Here is a 17,203-nt window from a genome sequence, read left to right as displayed (position 1 = left end):
GTTATGCCAATAATTTGGAAAATGAATGATACAAGATCCGCATATTAAGCGTGAGCAAGAAAAGTACGAAAACCCAATTCCTAGTCGTGAGTATATTTTAGATTACTTGCGCTCACAAAAGTCCCCGCTAACCCGTGAACACATTGCTAAAGCCTTGAAAATTGAAGGTGAAGAGCAATTAGAAGCTATTCGCCGTCGCCTACGTGCAATGGAGCGCGATGGTGAACTTGTCTTTACTCGTGGCCAGTCATACGGCTTACCTGAGCGTATGGATCTGCTAACGGGTACCGTTATTGGCCACCGCGATGGTTTTGGTTTCTTAAAGTTAGAAGAGGGTGGCGACGACCTTTATATCAATAACCGTGACATGCTGATGTATTTTCACGGTGACAAAGTGCTAGCACAAAAAGCCGGTGTTGACCGCAAAGGCCGCCGTGAAGCGCGTATAGTACGCTTGATTGAAGAGCGCAGTGCGGCTTTAGTTGGTCGCTTTCACTTAGATGCCGGCATGGGCTTTGTGATTGCCGATGACCGCCGTATTACTCAAGAGATTCTCGTTCCAGAAGAAGATCGTAAAGGTGCTCGTCAAGGCGACATCGTTGTGATTGAGCTAACTCGTCGCCCTGGTCGTTATGTAAAAGCAGCGGGTAAAGTGACTGAAGTGCTTGGTAAAGAGATGGCGCCAGGCATGGAAATTGAGATCGCATTGCGCAATTACGATTTGCCACATACGTGGTCGGGGTTGATTGAGAAAAAGCTACGCAAGATCCCTGATGAAGTAACAGAAGCCGATAAACAAGGCCGCGTTGATTTACGTAATTTGCCATTAGTGACTATTGATGGTGAAGATGCTCGTGACTTTGATGATGCTGTTTATGCTGAGAAGAAAAAATCAGGCGGTTGGCGTTTATGGGTAGCGATTGCCGATGTGAGTCACTACGTCCGCACTGAATCTGCACTCGATAAAGAAGCACGTTCGCGTGGTAACTCGGTGTACTTCCCATCGCAAGTGATCCCTATGCTGCCAGAGAAGATCTCTAATGGTCTGTGCTCTTTGATGCCTAAGGTCGATCGCTTATGTATGGTGGCTGAGATGACAATTTCGGCTGCAGGTAAGTTGTCTGGTTATAAGTTTTATCCAGCTGTAATGCACTCACATGCGCGTCTGACCTATACCCAAGTTGCTGACATGCTTGAAGGTGGCGAAGTTAGTGATGAGCTTAAGCCTATTTATCCTCATTTAGAGACATTGCAATCGCTCTATTTGACGCTAGAGCAAACCCGCGCAGAACGTGGCGCAATTGCTTTTGAAACCGCTGAAACGCAGTTTATTTTTAATGAACAACGCAAGATCGATAAGATCGTGCCGCGTCACCGTAACCAAGCGCATAAGATTATTGAAGAGTGCATGATCTTAGCCAACGTCGCTTCGGCTAAGTTCGTTAAAAAGCATAAAGGCGATATATTGTATCGTGTGCATGAAGCACCATCTGAGCAAAAGCTAACTAACTTTAAAGATTTTCTTAAAGAGCGCGGCTTAACTTTAGAAGGCGGATTGGATCCGGAGCCAAAAGACTATCAAGCAGTAATGGAACAAATTGCTGACAGACCAGATGCAGAGCTTATTCAGGTGATGCTACTGCGCTCGATGCGCCAAGCAACTTACACCCCAGATAATGAAGGTCATTTTGGTTTAGCGCTTGAAGAGTACTCACACTTTACTTCACCAATTCGTCGTTATCCTGATTTGGTATTGCATAGGGTTATTCGCTATCTGCTTGCTAAACAAGAAAATGCAGCGATTACAGATAAATGGACACCTGATGGTGGCTTCAATTATCAGATTGAAGAGTTAGATCTACTGGGTGAAGAGTGTTCAACTACAGAACGTCGAGCAGATGAAGCGACTCGTGATGTTAGCGATTGGCTCAAGTGTGAGTTTATGCAAGATCATGTTGGCGATACATTTGAAGCGGTTATCGCCTCAGTAACTCATTTTGGCATGTTCGTTCGTTTAAATGACTTGTATATCGATGGCTTAGTGCATATCTCAAGTTTAGGTAGCGACTACTATCAATATGACAATATGCGTCAGCGTTTAGTGGGTGAAACTTCAGGTCAAGTGTATCAAATTGGCGACACGGTAACGGTTAAAGTTGCCGGGGTTAATCTTGATGATCGTCAGATTGATTTGATGATGGAAGGCGATTCAGCAGGCGGACGTCGCCGTCGATCAACTAAACCATTAACTGCAAGAGAACGAGTTAACCGAGAAGGCGCAAAGTTAGGTAACCGACGTGATTCATCACGCGGTAAAGCTGCTGAAGCAGATGCGGAGTCTGAATCTAAATCAGGCAAGCGTAAGCCGCGCAGTAAGAGTCGTTCTGGCGGTAAGTCGAGCGGTAGTAAATTTAAGAGCGGCGCCGCCGCTAAAAAGTCTAAGACAAAAGCTTCGGCAAAAAAATCTTCAGCAACTAAAGCTAAGTCTGCCAAGCGCAAAGCGAGTAAGAAATAGATGAAAAAGCAAGATATGACCTTTGGGTTACATGCTGTTGAAGCAGTACTAAAAAACAGCCCTGAGCGTGTGATTGAAATGTGGGTGCTGCAAGGTCGTGATGACGCAAGACTAACCCCAATCCTTGAGATTGCAGCTCAGTGGGGCGTGTCGGTACAGTATGCTTCCCGTAAAGCCTTAGATGACAAGTCAGATGGCGGGCAGCACCAAGGTGTAGTGGCTAAGGTTAAGCCTGCTAAAATCTTAAGTGATAACGAACTTGCTGCAATGCTTGATAAGACTGAAGTGCCTTTTTTGCTTATTCTTGATGGCGTGACAGATCCGCATAACTTAGGCGCATGCTTACGAAATGCTGATGCAGCAGGTGTACATGGGGTTATTGTGCCAAAAGATAACTCTGTTGGCTTAACGCCTGTAGTAAGTAAGGTTGCTTGTGGTGCTGCAGAAGTGATACCGCTATACCAAGTGACTAACCTAGCCCGCACTATGCGAAGCTTACAAGAGAAAGGTGTGTGGATTATTGGCGCAGCCGGTGAAGCTGATTGCGAGCTTTATCAAGCTAGTCTAACAGGCCCTTTGGCTATTGCTATGGGGGCTGAAGGTAAAGGTTTGCGTCGCTTATCTCGTGAAAGCTGCGACACATTAGTGTCGATTCCTATGGCTGGTAGCGTGTCGAGCTTAAACGTTTCTGTTGCAACAGGTATTTGTCTGTTTGAAGCTGTGCGTCAGCGCTTAGCTTAACCGCTGGATCTCTTTAAAACGTAAAAAATGCCGATAAAGTTGATGCTTTGTCGGCATTTTTGTATCTGCGATTTGAACGGTAAAACATGCTTTGTTACACCATAAAAGCCGCTAGCTGCTGTCTCTTATTCAACTTTTTATCAAAATACAGTAATTTGTACCAATCAAAGTTTAATAACAGGATGTTTACATGCGTAATCAACTTTTATCTATGTGCGTGCTAGGAGCTGTGACAGTCGCTCAAGCAAGTGCGGAAGAAGATAAGTACCTTTGGCTAGAAGATGTCGAAGGCGCCAAGCAGATGGAGTGGGTAAAGCAACAAAATGCGTTATCAGCGAAAGAGATTAAGGCTTATGAAGGCTTTGATACTTTAGTTAGTAATAGCCTATCAATCCTCAATGACAAAGAGCGCATTCCCTACGCTAGCAGAATAGGTGATTACCTGTATAACTTTTGGAAAGATGAAAACCATGTTCGTGGGATCTATCGCCGTACCACCATGGAGGAGTATCAAAAAGCATCTCCTAAATGGGAAACGGTATTAGATATCGACAAGCTAGGTAAAGATGAAGGGGTCAACTGGGTTTATAAAGGGTTTAACTGCCGTTATCCAGAAAATGACCGTTGTTTTGTATCACTCTCTCGTGGTGGTGCCGACGCTACTGAAACTCGAGAGTTTGACCTAAATACCCTTAGTTTTGTTGAGCAACAGAGCCAGCCATTCTTTTTAGCGGAAGCAAAGTCCAGTTTAAGTTGGATTGATAAAGATAACGTGTTTGTTGGCACCGATTTTGGTGATAACAGCATGACAGACTCTGGTTATCCGAAAATCGTAAAGCAGTGGCAACGTGGTACACCGTTATCAAGTGCTAAAACGGTGTTTACTGGCGCCCAAAGCTCTGTGGCTGCATCAGGTTATGTATTGTTTGATGGTGATAATACCCTTGAAGTCGTAACAGAAGCACTGACATTTTATACGGCAGATCACTACGTATATCGTGATGGCAAACTCACTCAGTTACCGCTACCTAAAGATGCAGATATCAAAGGCTTCTTTAATGGTCAGTTGTATGTTGAGCTAAAGAGTGATTTGCAACATAAGGGTAAGCAGTTTAAGCAAGGCAGTATTATTTATACGCCAGTTGAGCAGTTGATTGCTCAAAAGCCGACATTTAGCACCTTAGTTGAACCATCGGCAACAGCTTCTATTTCGCAAGTTAGCTTTACCAAAAGTGCCATTTTGGTTACTTGGTTGGACAACGTTAAAGGCAAACTGGTGCGTTACACTCAAGCAAAAGATGGTCAATGGAAAAGCATGCAAGCGCCATTTGATCCAAACGGCACCATTAGTGTATTTGATGTTGAGCGCGATAGTGATGAGTTCTTTGTGAATTTTACCAGCTTTTTAGAGCCCTCAAGTTTATATAGCTTTAATGCTGTAACCATGAAGGCTGAAAAGGTAAAGGGAATGAAGCAGCAATTTGCTGCGGATAAGTTTGAAACTAAGCAGTACTTTGCTACCTCTAAAGATGGCACTAAAGTGCCTTATTTTGTGGTGATGGCAAAAGATCTTAAGCTTGATGGAAGCAATCCTACTTTGCTCTATGGCTATGGTGGATTTGAAGTTTCACTGCGACCATATTATTCAGCGACCATAGGTAAAAACTGGTTAGAGCAAGGTGGTGTATACGTGCTGGCAAATATTCGTGGTGGTGGCGAATATGGCCCGGCTTGGCATCAGGCTGCACTGAAGCAGAACCGTCATAAAGCTTATGAGGATTTTGAAGCGATAGCGGAAGATCTTATCGCTCGAAAAATTACCTCAAGTGAGCATTTAGGCATCCAAGGCGGGAGTAATGGTGGCTTATTAATGGGGGCTGCTTTTACTCGTAGGCCTGAACTTTACAATGCGGTTGTTTGCCAAGTGCCTTTGCTTGATATGAAGCGCTATAGCAAACTTTTAGCTGGTGCCAGCTGGATGGGTGAGTATGGCGATCCGGATATTCCTGAACAGTGGGATTATATTAAGACGTTTTCGCCTTACCATAACCTAAAAGCGAATACGCACTATCCAAAGGTGTTCTTTACCACTTCTACTCGAGATGATCGGGTGCATCCTGGCCATGCGCGTAAGATGGTCGCGAAAATGGAAGGAATGGGGATTGATGTTTTATATTATGAAAACATCGAAGGTGGACATGCTGGCGCGGCTGATAATAACCAAGTGGCTGAGTTAAGCTCTATGGTTTATGCCTATTTGATGCAGCAATTAAAGTAAATTTGAGTTGGGAAAAGTAAAGGGCAAGCTCGATGTAGCTTGCCCTTATTGTGTAGCGTTAGCAATTACTGAAAAGTATAAAGCAGATTGAAAGTGGTGATAGTGTCAGTTTGTTTAGAACCTTCTGGTACCACTTCGGTGTACTTGACGTTGACACCGATTTTAAATGCCCAATCTTGGAAGAGGGTATTTTTGTAACTCATGTCTAAGGTCAGCGTATTATTATCTTCGCCAGTTTCAGCGGTAAGGTCGGCGTTGAGACTGGTATACTCTTGCAGCTTCATTTCAAATTTGGCCGCTGTACGCAAAATGATATCTTTATTGGCTTCAGGGATCGGCTCATCGTCAGTTGCTATGGGGAGGTTATAACGATAACCGGGACCAATTTCTAAACTCAGGCTCGTTTTGGAAGTGCTGATAGCATCAAAGCCGTAACCACCAGAAACCGTCGATATGCGGGTGTAACTACCAAACTGATCCCAAGTAAAATCGCCACGGCCAAAAAAGTAGCCGCCACTGACCTTATAACTTGACTGTAATTGTAGGTCGTATTTTTCAGCAGTGGTTTTTTCATTATCCGCAGCAAAATAAGCCTTAACCGTGCCTTCTTGTTTGGTTTGCTCTGTGTCGTAAACCAGTTTAGTTCGGCCGTTAAAGCTGCTTGATTCAGTGTTACCTGTATTGAGCTGGAAACCAGCTTCGATTTCTGCAGTTAGATCACTAGGAGGCTCTTGGTAATCCGGAGGCACCAATGCGAAGGCTGCCTGTGGAAACGATAGCGCAAATACAGCAGTGAGTTTCTTTAACATTATTCTTATTCTTGGTATTGACTCTAATTGGAATGTATTACGTACAGTGAGCAACATAATACCTAGATTCAGCTGGCACGCAAACTAGATTACATTAGCTATTTGCGCGATAACGCCACAGTTGTAAGGCTTTTAAATAGTGCAGAAGATCCCTGTGAAAAATGCAGCGAGATTTAGCTTACTTATTGCTTGAATTATCGCTTGAGTTTATGTAATATTCCGCGGCTTAATTCAGTCACTTTAATTAGTTCCTTGCCTCTATTAGGTCTGACTGAGCCAACAACGAGGCTAGATAACCGTAAGGAGCAAAAAATGCGTCATTATGAAATCGTATTTTTAGTTCACCCTGATCAGAGTGAACAAGTGCCAGGTATGATCGAACGTTACACGGGTATTCTTACCCAAGCTGGCGGTCAAATCCACCGTTTAGAAGACTGGGGCCGTCGTCAATTGGCTTACCCAATCATCGAATTGCATAAAGCTCACTATGTTCTTATGAACGTAGAGACTACTGCAGAAGCGGTTGAAGAACTTGAAACAGCTTTCCGTTTCAACGACGCTGTTTTGCGTAGCATGGTTATGCGTACTAAAGCTGCCATCACTGAAGCATCTCCAATGGCTAAAGCTAAAGACGAGCGCGACACACGTCGTTCATCTGAAGAGCGTGCACCACGTGCAGAAGCTGCTGAAGAAGTAGAAGAAAGCGCTGAAAACACTGCTGAGTAAGTTTTTTTGACCACGAACAATTTGGTACTAGCAGGAACCATTACGCGTTCTAGGCAGTTTGATAGTCCAGCAGGTATTGCCCATACGGTAGTGATGTTGGAACACAAATCGCAGCGTTACGAAGCAGGAATGTTACGCAACGTTTATTGCCAAATCCAAGTTGTATTAAGTGGTGAACACTTTAATAGTGTTGCAAAAGATCTGAAAGCTGGCGTGGAAATACAAGTTGAAGGCTTCATTAATCTGCAACAGAGCAGAAATGGTCAAAATCGCTTGGTTTTACACGCTGAAAATGTCGAATTGAAAACTTAGGAGACTGTCACATGGCACGTTATTTCCGTCGTCGCAAGTTCTGCCGTTTCACTGCAGAAGGCGTTACCGAGATCGATTACAAAGATATCGTTACTTTGAAGAACTACATCACTGAAAGTGGTAAAATTGTTCCTAGTCGTATCACTGGTACAAATGCTAAATATCAACGTCAACTAGCTCGCGCTATCAAGCGTGCTCGTTATCTTTCTCTACTGCCGTACACTGATTTACATCAGTAATACTGCATAAATTCAGAGGAATATATAATGAACGTTATTTTACTTGATAAAATCGCTAACCTAGGTAACTTGGGTGACCAAGTTTCTGTAAAAGCTGGTTACGCTCGTAACTACCTTTTACCACAAGGTAAAGCTGTTGTTGCTAACGCTGCTAACACTGAAGTTTTTGAAGCACGTCGTGCTGAATTAGAAGCTAAGTTAGCTGCTGACCTAGCTACTGCTACTGAGCGCGCTGAGAAGATCAACGCACTTGAGTCTGTTGTTATCGCTTCTAAAGCTGGTGACGAAGGCAAGCTATTCGGTTCAATTGGTAACCGTGATATCGCTGATGCAGTTACAGCTGCTGGTGTTGAACTAGCTAAGAGCGAAGTTCGTCTTCCACTAGGTGCTATCCGCACTACTGGTGAATTCGAAGTTGAAGTTCAAGTTCACACTGAAGTTAAAGCAATCGTTAAACTATCTGTAGTTGCAGAAGCTTAATAATTTGCTTTAAGCAAATGCTTTAATGAGAAACGCCGCACTTAATGTGCGGCGTTTTTTTATGTCTGCAATTTAGAATTATATAAATAGGCTAATAAAAAGGCATATAAGCGAACCTATATGCCTTTTAGTGAAACGTAGAGTGGAATTAGTTACGGACTAAATCCAGCTCTTCAATTAAGTTTTGCGCATTATCGACTTCATCCATCATCCACAGGATGTAACGAATATCCACATGTACAGCGCGAGTGATAGTCGGGTTAAAGAACCAGTCTTTAGTAATGGCTTCGTAAGTTGAGTCGAAGTTTAGGCCGACCAACTCGCCTTTGCCATTAAACACCGGTGAGCCAGAGTTACCACCTGTGGTATCAACACTCGATAAGAAGTTGACTGGCACTGAACCAAATTCTTCAGGTTTATCTAAGCAAGAAAATAAACGGCATAACCAAGATGCAGGGTCTTGGTACACGCTTTCAACTGCATGAGTGCCATAACGCTTAGCTTTTATAGCTTCTAAAAGCTTGGCTGGTGCGTTAAAAGGTTCTATGCCAGTGTGCTTAGCAGTAATACCCTCTAAACGTGTAAATGGCTGCTTATAAAGCGCGTCTGCTGATTGGTAGCCATCTACCATACCGTAGGTTATACGCAGCGTACCGTTAGCATCCGGGTATACAGGCCAGCCATTGGCTTTGTTATAGGCAATAATGGCTTTCATGTAGTCAGGACGAGCCTTAGATAATTTGCCTGCTAATGTCTTAGCATCTTTCTCTGCCTGCATATTTTGCGGATAAAGTGCTACAGCAAGACGGATAAAAGGATCTGCGCTCGTTTCAAAGGCTTCTGCGTCAGCATCCATCCATGCAAGACGTTTTTGCTTATCTGTAAGCGAGCTGAGGGCGTACAAGGCATCAAGTTTTTCACTTAAGCTGACTTCACTGTCGCCTTCGTTCAGTATCGCATCAAGTTCAGCGACGCGGTTGTCTTGGGCAAGATAAGCTTCTAAATCTTGCATCCATAGAGTTTTATCAACGCTAATAGCAAAGCTTGAATCTAGACGCTTAAGGCGAGCCTTAAACATCTTCATGTCACGCTGTTGATAACCTTCTTCACGCTTAGCGTCTGGCTTTTGCTTTTCTTTAGCTAGACGATATAGCTTGTTTGCCGCCGCCAACAAATCACTGCTTTGGGCATTCTCAAAGTAATAACGACCTTGGCGCTGCTGACGTTGCTCTACAAGTAGATCTTCAAGTGCAGCAAACTGACCTTGGAATGATTTATACTCAGCATCTTTTGCTAGCCATGCAAGAAACTCATCTTCACGACTTTGTTTGATGCCGATAATATCGGTTGCTTTAAAACCATCTAGCAGGCCGTTGTACTTTTTCATACGGTTGGCCATGCCTGCTAATGTACCTGCATATTTGATTTTGACATCTTTATCGTTAGCGCTCATGGCTTCGATAGTGTCAATGCGCAGCTGGTAGCGCTTTGCAAGCGTTGGATATAGCCAGTCGCTGGCAAATTTAAGCTCGCTAGTTAAGCGGTAGCGGCTGGTGGAACCTGGGTAACCGGCTACAAACACGCCATCACCGGCTTTAACGCCGTCAGCATTAACCTTTAAATAGCTCTTAGGCACGTATGGCACGTTATCTTCAGCATAGGCAGCTGGCTTGCCATCTTTACCGACATAAGCACGCAGGAAGGTAAAGTCTGCTGAGTGGCGTGGATACTCGTAATTGTCGATATCACCACCAAAGGCACCAGCACTTTCAGGTGGTGCGTATACTAAGCGAACGTCACGAATAATTAACTGTTTAATCAGGTAGTATTCTAGGCCGCTGTGGAAGCTTCTTACTGAGCAGCGATAGTTATCATCGCTTTCACACTCTTTAATTAGTGCTTTGCGATTAGCTTGAATGTTTTCGTAACGCTTTAGTGGATCGTCACCGATATCTTTTTTAACTTGGGCTGATACATCCGTTACGGCTTCAGTGATATAAAGACGCTCGTTAGGGCCGGCGCTTGGCTCTTTATCTTTACTGGTTGCTAAAAAGCCATCTGCAAGATAGTTATGTTCTTTTTTGCTGTTATATTGAATAGCACGGTAGGCGCAATGATGGTTTGTCACAACTAAGCCTTGGGGCGAAACAAAACTGGCGGTACAATAGCCCAGACCAACTACAGCATTCATTGGGTAGCTGGTTAGATCGGCTAGTTGTTTAGCTGGAATATCGATACCACGTTCGCTGAGCTTATCGGCGATAGATGGCATTTGATAGGGTTGCCACTGTCCTTCATCGGCTAATGCTACGGCTGATGGCAGCATCCCTGTTGAAAGGGCAACGGCAGCAATCAATGCATTGCGCATGTTGTTTCCTTAATATTGTTATAGTTTATTTTTAGTTGCAGGGCTTTAGATGTTAAATCCCTGCTTTGCTTGACCCCAGTTTTATACCACATTTTGCTTAAACGTTGGAATTTTGGAGATTTAATGTCACAACAACGCGCCTTTAAGGGCAAAGAGAAACCAAGAGATCTTCAGATGGATGCGCTGAAGATGCCGCCACATTCAATTGAAGCTGAGCAATCGGTTCTTGGTGGTTTAATGTTGGACTCTGACGCTTGGGACAAAGTGGCTGAAGCGGTGGTGAAAGAAGATTTCTACTCTCGCGCCCACGGCACCATTTTTACGGCGATGGAAACTTTGATCAGTGCGGGTCAGCCAATTGACTTAATTACTGTGTCAGAGCAGCTTGAGCTTGAAGATCAGCTTGAAGATGTTGGTGGTTTTGCTTATATCGGTGAGATAGCGAAAAACACCCCAAGCGCCGGTAATATTCACTCCTATGCCGATATCGTGCGTGAGCGTGCTGTTGTGCGTGACATGATCAAAGTGGCCAATGAAATTGCCGATGCTGGTTTTAATCCAGAGGGGCGTAACTCGAGTGAGCTACTGGATTTAGCCGAAACCAAAGTTTTTAAGATTGCTGAGCAACGTGCTAATGCTAACGAAGGCCCTGAGGGCATAAAAGCGATTCTGGAAAAGACCGTCGATAAGATTGAAGAGCTGTATAACAACCCTACTAGTGGTGTTACAGGGGTATCGAGTGGTTTTAATGACTTAGATAGAATGACCGCAGGTTTCCAGTCTGGTGACTTGATTATTGTGGCAGCACGTCCGTCTATGGGTAAAACGACGTTTGCGATGAACTTGTGCGAGCAAGCAGCATTACATGAAGACAAACCTGTGCTCATTTTCAGTTTGGAGATGCCTTCAGAACAGATCATGATGCGTATGTTGGCCTCTCTAGGCCGCGTCGACCAAACTAAAATTCGTACTGGTCAGTTAGATGACGACGATTGGGCTCGTGTATCTTCAACCATGGGGATCATGCTTGAGCAAGGTAAGATGTATATCGATGATGGCTCAGGTTTAACGCCTACTGAAGTGCGTAGCCGTGCACGACGAATTGCCCGTGAATATGGTGGCTTATCGATGATTATGATCGATTACCTTCAGTTGATGCAGGTTCCGGCACTGAAAGATAACCGTACTTTGGAGATCTCGGAAATTTCGCGCTCGCTTAAGGCGTTGGCGAAGGAGTTAGAGATCCCGGTTATCGCACTATCACAGCTTAACCGCTCGCTTGAGCAACGTGCAGATAAACGTCCTGTTAACTCGGATTTGCGTGAATCTGGTGCGATTGAGCAGGATGCCGATTTGATCATGTTTATTTATCGCGATGAAGTGTATAACGATGACTCTGAAGATAAAGGCACCGCAGAGATCATTATTGGTAAGCAGCGTAACGGTCCGATTGGACGTGTGCGATTAACTTTCCAAGGTCAATTCTCTCGTTTTGATAACTACGCTGGTCCACAATTCGAAGAAGATTAATTATTGTCCATCATCACTTATTTTACACAGTGATTGCATACAATAGAGCCTCATAGAGGCTCTTATTTTTAGACTAGATAGAACAAGGTTAGTTTTGAAACCATTTCCACGTGCAGAAATCAGCCGCCATGCATTGAAAAATAATCTGGCTCGGCTGCATGAACTTGCCCCATCAAGCAAAGTGATGGCGGTTGTAAAAGCTAATGGCTATGGTCATGGCTTACTTAATGTTGCTCAATGTTTAGATAATGCAGATGGTTTTGGCTTGGCGCGTTTAGAGGAGGCGCTAGCGCTTCGAGCCGGCGGTGTAAGCGCTAAATTGTTATTGTTAGAAGGCTTCTTTAGGGCAACAGATCTTGCAACCTTAGTAGAAAATGATATTGAAACTGTGGTGCACCACGAGTCACAAATTGAGATGCTCGAGCAAGCTCAATTATCTAAGCCTGTAACGGTATGGATGAAAGTTGATTCAGGCATGCACCGTTTAGGTTTTGTGCCCGATGAGTTTCATGCAGTGTATCAGCGGTTGTTAGCCTGTAAAAATATCGCCAAGCCAATTAATTTGATGACTCATTTTGCTTGCGCTGATGAACCTGAGAATAATTACACCGCAACGCAATTAGCCACATTTGAAGCGTTAACTCAAGGTTTGCCGGGGGAGCGCACATTAGCGAATTCTGCTGGCGCATTGTTTTGGCAACAGAGTCAAGCTAACTGGATCCGCCCCGGAATTGCGCTTTATGGGGTTTCACCTGTAGTTGGCGATCTTGGGACTAAGCATGGGCTTATTCCGGCAATGGAGCTCGTTTCCCAGCTGATAGCGATACGTGATCATAAAGCGGGTCAGCCTGTTGGTTATGGTAGCCATTGGGTTGCAGATAAAAATACTAAGCTTGGCGTCGTCGCGATTGGTTATGGCGATGGCTATCCGCGTAATGCACCACTGGGCACTCCAGTGTTAATTAATGGCCGCTTAGCACCGATTGTTGGTCGAGTATCGATGGATATGTTGACCGTTGACCTAGGTGCTGATGCTGGCGATAAAGTAGGTGATAAAGCTGTGCTTTGGGGCAAAGACCTTCCAGTAGAGGAGGTTGCTGAGCATATCGGTACTATCGCTTATGAATTGGTGACTAAGTTGACACCACGAGTAGCAGTTTGCCTAGATTGAGCAAATAAACTTATTTATGTTGATACTGCAGTTGAGGCTGGAAGCCCGTTGCAGTAGAAGATGTCTTAAATTGAACACAAATCCACTCATTTTATTTTTCACTTTAGGGTTAATTTCTCCATTTGCCAGTGCGACATCGGCAACAGACCGACTAGAGGGGCAATCATCAGCGCAAGAGCAGGTGATTATAGATCCAGTTGAATCCAGCAGTAGCAAGAAATCACAGCCTAATTCACAGCAACTCCCTAGCTATGACCCAGAGTTTGTTGCTGTACCGTTTGCATTTTCTACAGAAAGCTTAAGCACAGCATTTGGTGCTGCAGGTGTACTGAAGCATGCAGGCCAAATCCAATCTTCTATTTTAGGTATCGGTGTATACAGTACTAATGGCAGTTGGATCAGTTATTTAAGGTTTAATGACTACAAAGCGCCTGGCATCGACCAATGGTTGTTTTCTGCTGAAACTTATCAAGCTCGTTATAAAGAAGGGGTGTATTACATTCCAGGGCAAACTGATATTTACGGTGAAACCGAGAAAGTTGTTGCCCTTGGTGATGAGTCTTATACCAAACTACACGCTAAATACATTTTACCAATAGGGCGTGGTAGCCAAGGGGCGGTACGCAGTCTTGGTCGTGCCCGTGGTGATATTAGTTGGAATCCACTGCAATCGGGTGTCACCAGCGTTAAGTTCAGTCCGTTTATCCAAAGTCGAGAGTTAGAAGGTTATGATTATCTGCCTGAAGAGGCGAAGGGGCTCGCGCTAGAACTTGATTGGGATAACCGGGATAACGGTAAAAACAGCACTCAAGGTGGACAAACTAATTTTAAACTCACCCGAGATTTTGGTAGCGGATCACGTAATAGTTGGACAACGTGGGAGTTTGAACAAAGTGCATTTGTATCGTTAGATTCAAGCGATTGGTTTGGTCAGCAAATTATGGCGTTTAATGTTTACTTAGCTGATACACCAACTTGGACGTCAGACTCGAATGGTGACTTCCATCGTCCACCAAGTTTTGCTGGTGTGAGTTTAGGTGGTTTCGAGCGTTTGCGTGGTTACACAAGTAAGCGCTTTACCGGGCGCTCTGCGGTTCTGTATAGCGCAGAATACCGTGTACAGCCTAAGTGGCAACCTTTGCAAGAATGGCCTGTGTTTAACTTGTACGATATCCCATGGTGGCAGTGGGTTGCATTTGCCGAGGCTGGACAGGTTAGTGATGAATTTAGTGCCAGTGCATTGCATGAAGATTTAAAGTGGTCTGCAGGTATCGGTGCACGCTTTGAGGTAGAAAGTATCGTCGTGCGTGCAGAGCTTGCTTTTAGTGAAGAGTCTAATCAGTTCTGGATTATGGTGAATCAGCCATTTTAAGTTGTCATCTGAGTTAGTTTGTTTGAGAGCAAAAAAGGCACCATTGGTGCCTTTGGTTTTTTGCAGGGAGTAGAGGCGTTAGTGATAAAGTAACGCCTCATTTATTGCTAGGAATAGACCTGTTTTAGCTTATAAACTAAAGCCGTGGTGCTCCATTACTTTCTCTGGGCTATGACAAGTCGCACATGCTTCTTTAGCATCTTTAGCGTTACCAGCATCATTGACATCGACCATGTGGTCGGCGTCTTTGTTAGCACCAAAGTAGCCGCCGTTACTTCTCATGTGTGACATAGCTGCATCAGACATGTATTTCTGGTGACAACTCATACATGCAGCAACATCAGAAGAGGCATACCAAGTTTCGACTACTTCACCTGCAGCAGGCTTTTGAGTACTAGGTAGCGCATGCGCTTGACCTGAGTTACGACCAAGTTCAAAGCCGTAGTTTTTACCACCCCAACCCTCAACTGCTGAGTGACATGTTGTACAGTCCGTTTTCAGAATCGTACCGCTGCCACCGTGACCATTGTCATGACCTTCAGCTTTGTGGGCTTTATACATAAAGCTGGTAGATTTGAGTAAGGCCACACCGTTATCTGCTGTACCATTGCCTTTGAGGCTCTTATCATTGGTATGACAAGCAATACAGTTCACTCCATTTGAGTCATGGTAGAACTCTTTGCTGTGACAGCCAAAACATGTTGCTTCGTCTACAATAGCGCGTCTATCAGCCACTACAGCGTCAGGATCACTCAGTACTGCACGATAAGCATCGGTTTGCACATAAGCAGGGTAAGCGTTATCGGCATCGCATGCGGTGCGAGTCATCGTGCCTTCTTCAAAGCAAACCTTAAGTACCGGTAACACTTCTAAAGAACGTGAAGCGATATCAGTTGGGAAGTTCATTGTCGCAACTACACTGACTGTATTATCAGCATTCCAAGTGGCTTTAGTATCATCTTTTATGTCGATACGGCGCTCACTGTATGGTGATTGGTTATAGTCCGGATAGTCTTTTTCAACATCCCAGCTGACAACCATGTAAGGCTTACTATAGCCTTGCTTATAAACCTCTTCTTTGGCAACAAGCTCACCGTTAGTATCGATGATTTTTGCATCAAAACGGATTTCATTGTTGTTGATAGTGACGTTACTGACTTCAACATCATAGGCTTCAGCCGCTTCATAAGGTTTTTTATGGTCAGTATGTACTGCTGCACTATGGCAATCTGTACAAGTGAGTGCTGGGTTCTTATCAGACTTGTGCTGTGCCGGAGAGTCGGTATGACAACCAGTACAGGCGTTAGCGTTAGCGTTTGCTAACCATAGGTCTTTATCTGCCAGATTTTCATCATCAACATGACAAGTTGCACAGTCCATGAAAGGTTTCGTTGGGAAAGCTGGGTAGTCGAATGCATGATCGCCACCGTAGCCTGCAATGGTGTAAGGCATAGGGACGACATTACCCTCAGCATCCTTACCTTCACGATTAGGCCCCATATGAATCGCGTGAACCATATGGCCTAGCTCTACAGAAACAGCATTTGGATCGGTCACAATACCATTGTGACATGATTGACAGTTTTCCATGTCTAAGCGACGGCCACCGTGTGCCTTTAGGCTATCTGGTTGGTGACAGGTATAGCAGGTCTCTAAGGTAACTAGATCTCGGGTTTCAACGCCTTCAGTAGAGTTTGTTGCTGGGATCCAGTCGTAGTGTGCATTCTCGGCTAACTCATGACCAGAGGCATATTCAAATTGCATTTCAATCGCAATGCGTTGAGTTAGTGCAGGTTCAAATACCACTCCAGCAGGATCTGTTGCGGTGGTTAAATTGGTGCTGAAGGTATAAGTGTAGCTACCATCTTTATGGTCAACTAAGCACTCGGCACAGTTTTTTATCTGCTCAAAGCCTTGTTCGAAAGTGGTTCCTTCATCGTTAGTTGTTTCATTGAGTAATGAAATCCATTGCTTTAGCTCTGAACCTTGAGTGGTTTCTAGCTGGGCCAAAGAAAAGCGAAAATCGTGATATTGGTTTTCTGGGCTTAAGCCAAATAGTCCAACGCCTTGTTGGTTTTCTAATTCAAAATCTACTGTAATAATGCCATCGGCATAACTGGCATTGTTGATTGTTGCAATGGCTTCATTCGCCATGTCGATATGTAAACCTGAAGTACCCGGATCGCCATCACCACCTGGCTTACCGTCTTCACCATTTTTGCCATCCTCACCATCTGAACACCCTGAGATTAATATTGCTGAGCCAATCAACAGGGCTAACGATGTTTTTCTTTTCATTATCATCATCATACGTTCCTTAAAACTAACCATTTTTGGTTATCTAGATGTTATTAATCGTAATTCGATGTTGATATGAGGTTGATCACCTTTTGCTTTGGTGTACCCAATTGGTGGTATACACCCTTATCTTGAGTGGTATTGGTTTTATGTATCGTCGAGGTGGTGGTGTTTGACATTTTAAATTAATTTTCGATGCGGTTTCAGTTGTATGTGGTTGTTTTTAAAATTTGAAAATGTAAATTTCAAATTTTGCAAATCCAAAATTCATCAAGTTATGAATGGTGAAAAAGAGTGTACATAAGTCACAAAATTACGTAATGGCTAATATACTGCTCACGAAAATCGATGAGTTTGATATCTG

At 44.0% G+C, this 17,203-nt stretch carries 13 protein-coding genes; 10 read left to right on the top strand and 3 right to left on the bottom strand.

Going from position 1 to position 17,203, the window contains the following annotated elements; all coding sequences use genetic code 11:
* The first annotated feature begins 25 nt into the window (after positions 1-25).
* From rnr to L884_RS0104910, 3 genes are all read left to right on the top strand, one after another.
* Positions 26-2,515, top strand: coding sequence for a ribonuclease R (rnr, locus tag L884_RS0104920; protein ID WP_028766442.1), 2,490 nt, complete (start codon positions 26-28; stop codon positions 2,513-2,515).
* The gene (rlmB, locus tag L884_RS0104915) at positions 2,516-3,256 is read left to right on the top strand and encodes a 23S rRNA (guanosine(2251)-2'-O)-methyltransferase RlmB (RefSeq protein WP_028766441.1); all 741 of its coding nucleotides are present in this window, start codon (positions 2,516-2,518) and stop codon (positions 3,254-3,256) included.
* Positions 3,257-3,446: 190 nt separating this feature from the next.
* Positions 3,447-5,534: a prolyl oligopeptidase family serine peptidase gene (locus tag L884_RS0104910; RefSeq protein WP_028766440.1), complete on the top strand. Its 2,088-nt coding sequence runs from the start codon at positions 3,447-3,449 to the stop codon at positions 5,532-5,534.
* A gap of 65 nt (positions 5,535-5,599) precedes the next feature.
* On the opposite strand, the gene L884_RS0104905 is transcribed toward L884_RS0104910, so the two are convergent.
* Positions 5,600-6,343, bottom strand: coding sequence for a DUF481 domain-containing protein (locus L884_RS0104905; RefSeq protein ID WP_028766439.1), 744 nt, complete (start codon positions 6,341-6,343; stop codon positions 5,600-5,602).
* Between the two features lie 312 nt (positions 6,344-6,655).
* Between L884_RS0104905 and rpsF the strand changes: the two genes are divergently transcribed.
* Genes rpsF through rplI form a run of 4 tightly spaced genes read left to right on the top strand, consistent with a single transcriptional unit; the run spans position 6,656 to position 8,100 of the window.
* On the top strand, positions 6,656-7,069 hold the full coding sequence (rpsF, locus tag L884_RS0104900) for a 30S ribosomal protein S6 (protein ID WP_028766438.1): 414 nt from the start codon (positions 6,656-6,658) through the stop codon (positions 7,067-7,069).
* Positions 7,070-7,075: 6 nt separating this feature from the next.
* The gene (priB, locus tag L884_RS0104895) at positions 7,076-7,381 is read left to right on the top strand and encodes a primosomal replication protein N (RefSeq protein ID WP_028766437.1); all 306 of its coding nucleotides are present in this window, start codon (positions 7,076-7,078) and stop codon (positions 7,379-7,381) included.
* An 11-nt stretch (positions 7,382-7,392) separates the two neighbouring features.
* Entirely contained in the window at positions 7,393-7,620 is a 228-nt protein-coding gene (gene rpsR, locus L884_RS0104890; RefSeq protein ID WP_005497284.1) for a 30S ribosomal protein S18, read from the top strand.
* Positions 7,621-7,647: 27 nt separating this feature from the next.
* Complete coding sequence (gene rplI / locus L884_RS0104885; RefSeq protein WP_028766436.1) at positions 7,648-8,100, top strand: 50S ribosomal protein L9; 453 nt, start codon at positions 7,648-7,650, stop codon at positions 8,098-8,100.
* Positions 8,101-8,248: 148 nt separating this feature from the next.
* On the opposite strand, the gene L884_RS0104880 is transcribed toward rplI, so the two are convergent.
* Positions 8,249-10,468 carry a S46 family peptidase gene (locus L884_RS0104880; protein WP_028766435.1) on the bottom strand — a complete coding sequence of 740 codons (2,220 nt, stop codon included), beginning with the start codon at positions 10,466-10,468 and terminating at the stop codon, positions 8,249-8,251.
* A 123-nt stretch (positions 10,469-10,591) separates the two neighbouring features.
* Here L884_RS0104880 and dnaB point away from each other — a divergent pair, with 123 nt between their 5' ends.
* The 3 genes from dnaB to L884_RS0104865 all read left to right on the top strand — a co-directional run bounded on the left by dnaB (position 10,592) and on the right by L884_RS0104865 (position 14,541).
* A complete protein-coding gene (gene dnaB, locus L884_RS0104875; protein WP_028766434.1) occupies positions 10,592-11,998 on the top strand; it encodes a replicative DNA helicase in 1,407 nt (468 codons plus the stop codon).
* 94 nt (positions 11,999-12,092) lie between these two features.
* On the top strand, positions 12,093-13,169 hold the full coding sequence (gene alr, locus L884_RS0104870) for an alanine racemase (protein ID WP_028766433.1): 1,077 nt from the start codon (positions 12,093-12,095) through the stop codon (positions 13,167-13,169).
* Between the two features lie 70 nt (positions 13,170-13,239).
* The gene (locus L884_RS0104865; protein WP_245603071.1) at positions 13,240-14,541 is read left to right on the top strand and encodes a BamA/TamA family outer membrane protein; all 1,302 of its coding nucleotides are present in this window, start codon (positions 13,240-13,242) and stop codon (positions 14,539-14,541) included.
* A gap of 129 nt (positions 14,542-14,670) precedes the next feature.
* On the opposite strand, the gene L884_RS0104860 is transcribed toward L884_RS0104865, so the two are convergent.
* Positions 14,671-16,848: an OmcA/MtrC family decaheme c-type cytochrome gene (locus tag L884_RS0104860; RefSeq protein ID WP_028766431.1), complete on the bottom strand. Its 2,178-nt coding sequence runs from the start codon at positions 16,846-16,848 to the stop codon at positions 14,671-14,673.
* Between the last annotated feature and the right edge of the window lie 355 nt (positions 16,849-17,203).

The organism is Shewanella fidelis ATCC BAA-318, assembly GCF_000518605.1.
GTDB lineage: Bacteria > Pseudomonadota > Gammaproteobacteria > Enterobacterales > Shewanellaceae > Shewanella > Shewanella fidelis.
This window is presented reverse-complemented; position numbering and strand designations above follow the sequence as displayed.

Bases quoted from the DNA above. Each gene is read 5' to 3' on its own strand.
- L884_RS0104910 (WP_028766440.1), top strand. From the start codon at position 3,447: ATGCGTAATCAACTTTTATCTATGTGCGTGCTAGGAGCTGTGACAGTC.
- rplI (WP_028766436.1), top strand. From the start codon at position 7,648: ATGAACGTTATTTTACTTGATAAAATCGCTAACCTAGGTAACTTGGGT.
- L884_RS0104905 (WP_028766439.1), bottom strand. From the start codon at position 6,343: ATGTTAAAGAAACTCACTGCTGTATTTGCGCTATCGTTTCCACAGGCA.
- L884_RS0104860 (WP_028766431.1), bottom strand. From the start codon at position 16,848: ATGATGATAATGAAAAGAAAAACATCGTTAGCCCTGTTGATTGGCTCA.
- rnr (WP_028766442.1), top strand. From the start codon at position 26: ATGATACAAGATCCGCATATTAAGCGTGAGCAAGAAAAGTACGAAAAC.
- dnaB (WP_028766434.1), top strand. From the start codon at position 10,592: ATGTCACAACAACGCGCCTTTAAGGGCAAAGAGAAACCAAGAGATCTT.
- rpsR (WP_005497284.1), top strand. From the start codon at position 7,393: ATGGCACGTTATTTCCGTCGTCGCAAGTTCTGCCGTTTCACTGCAGAA.
- L884_RS0104880 (WP_028766435.1), bottom strand. From the start codon at position 10,468: ATGCGCAATGCATTGATTGCTGCCGTTGCCCTTTCAACAGGGATGCTG.
- rlmB (WP_028766441.1), top strand. From the start codon at position 2,516: ATGAAAAAGCAAGATATGACCTTTGGGTTACATGCTGTTGAAGCAGTA.
- rpsF (WP_028766438.1), top strand. From the start codon at position 6,656: ATGCGTCATTATGAAATCGTATTTTTAGTTCACCCTGATCAGAGTGAA.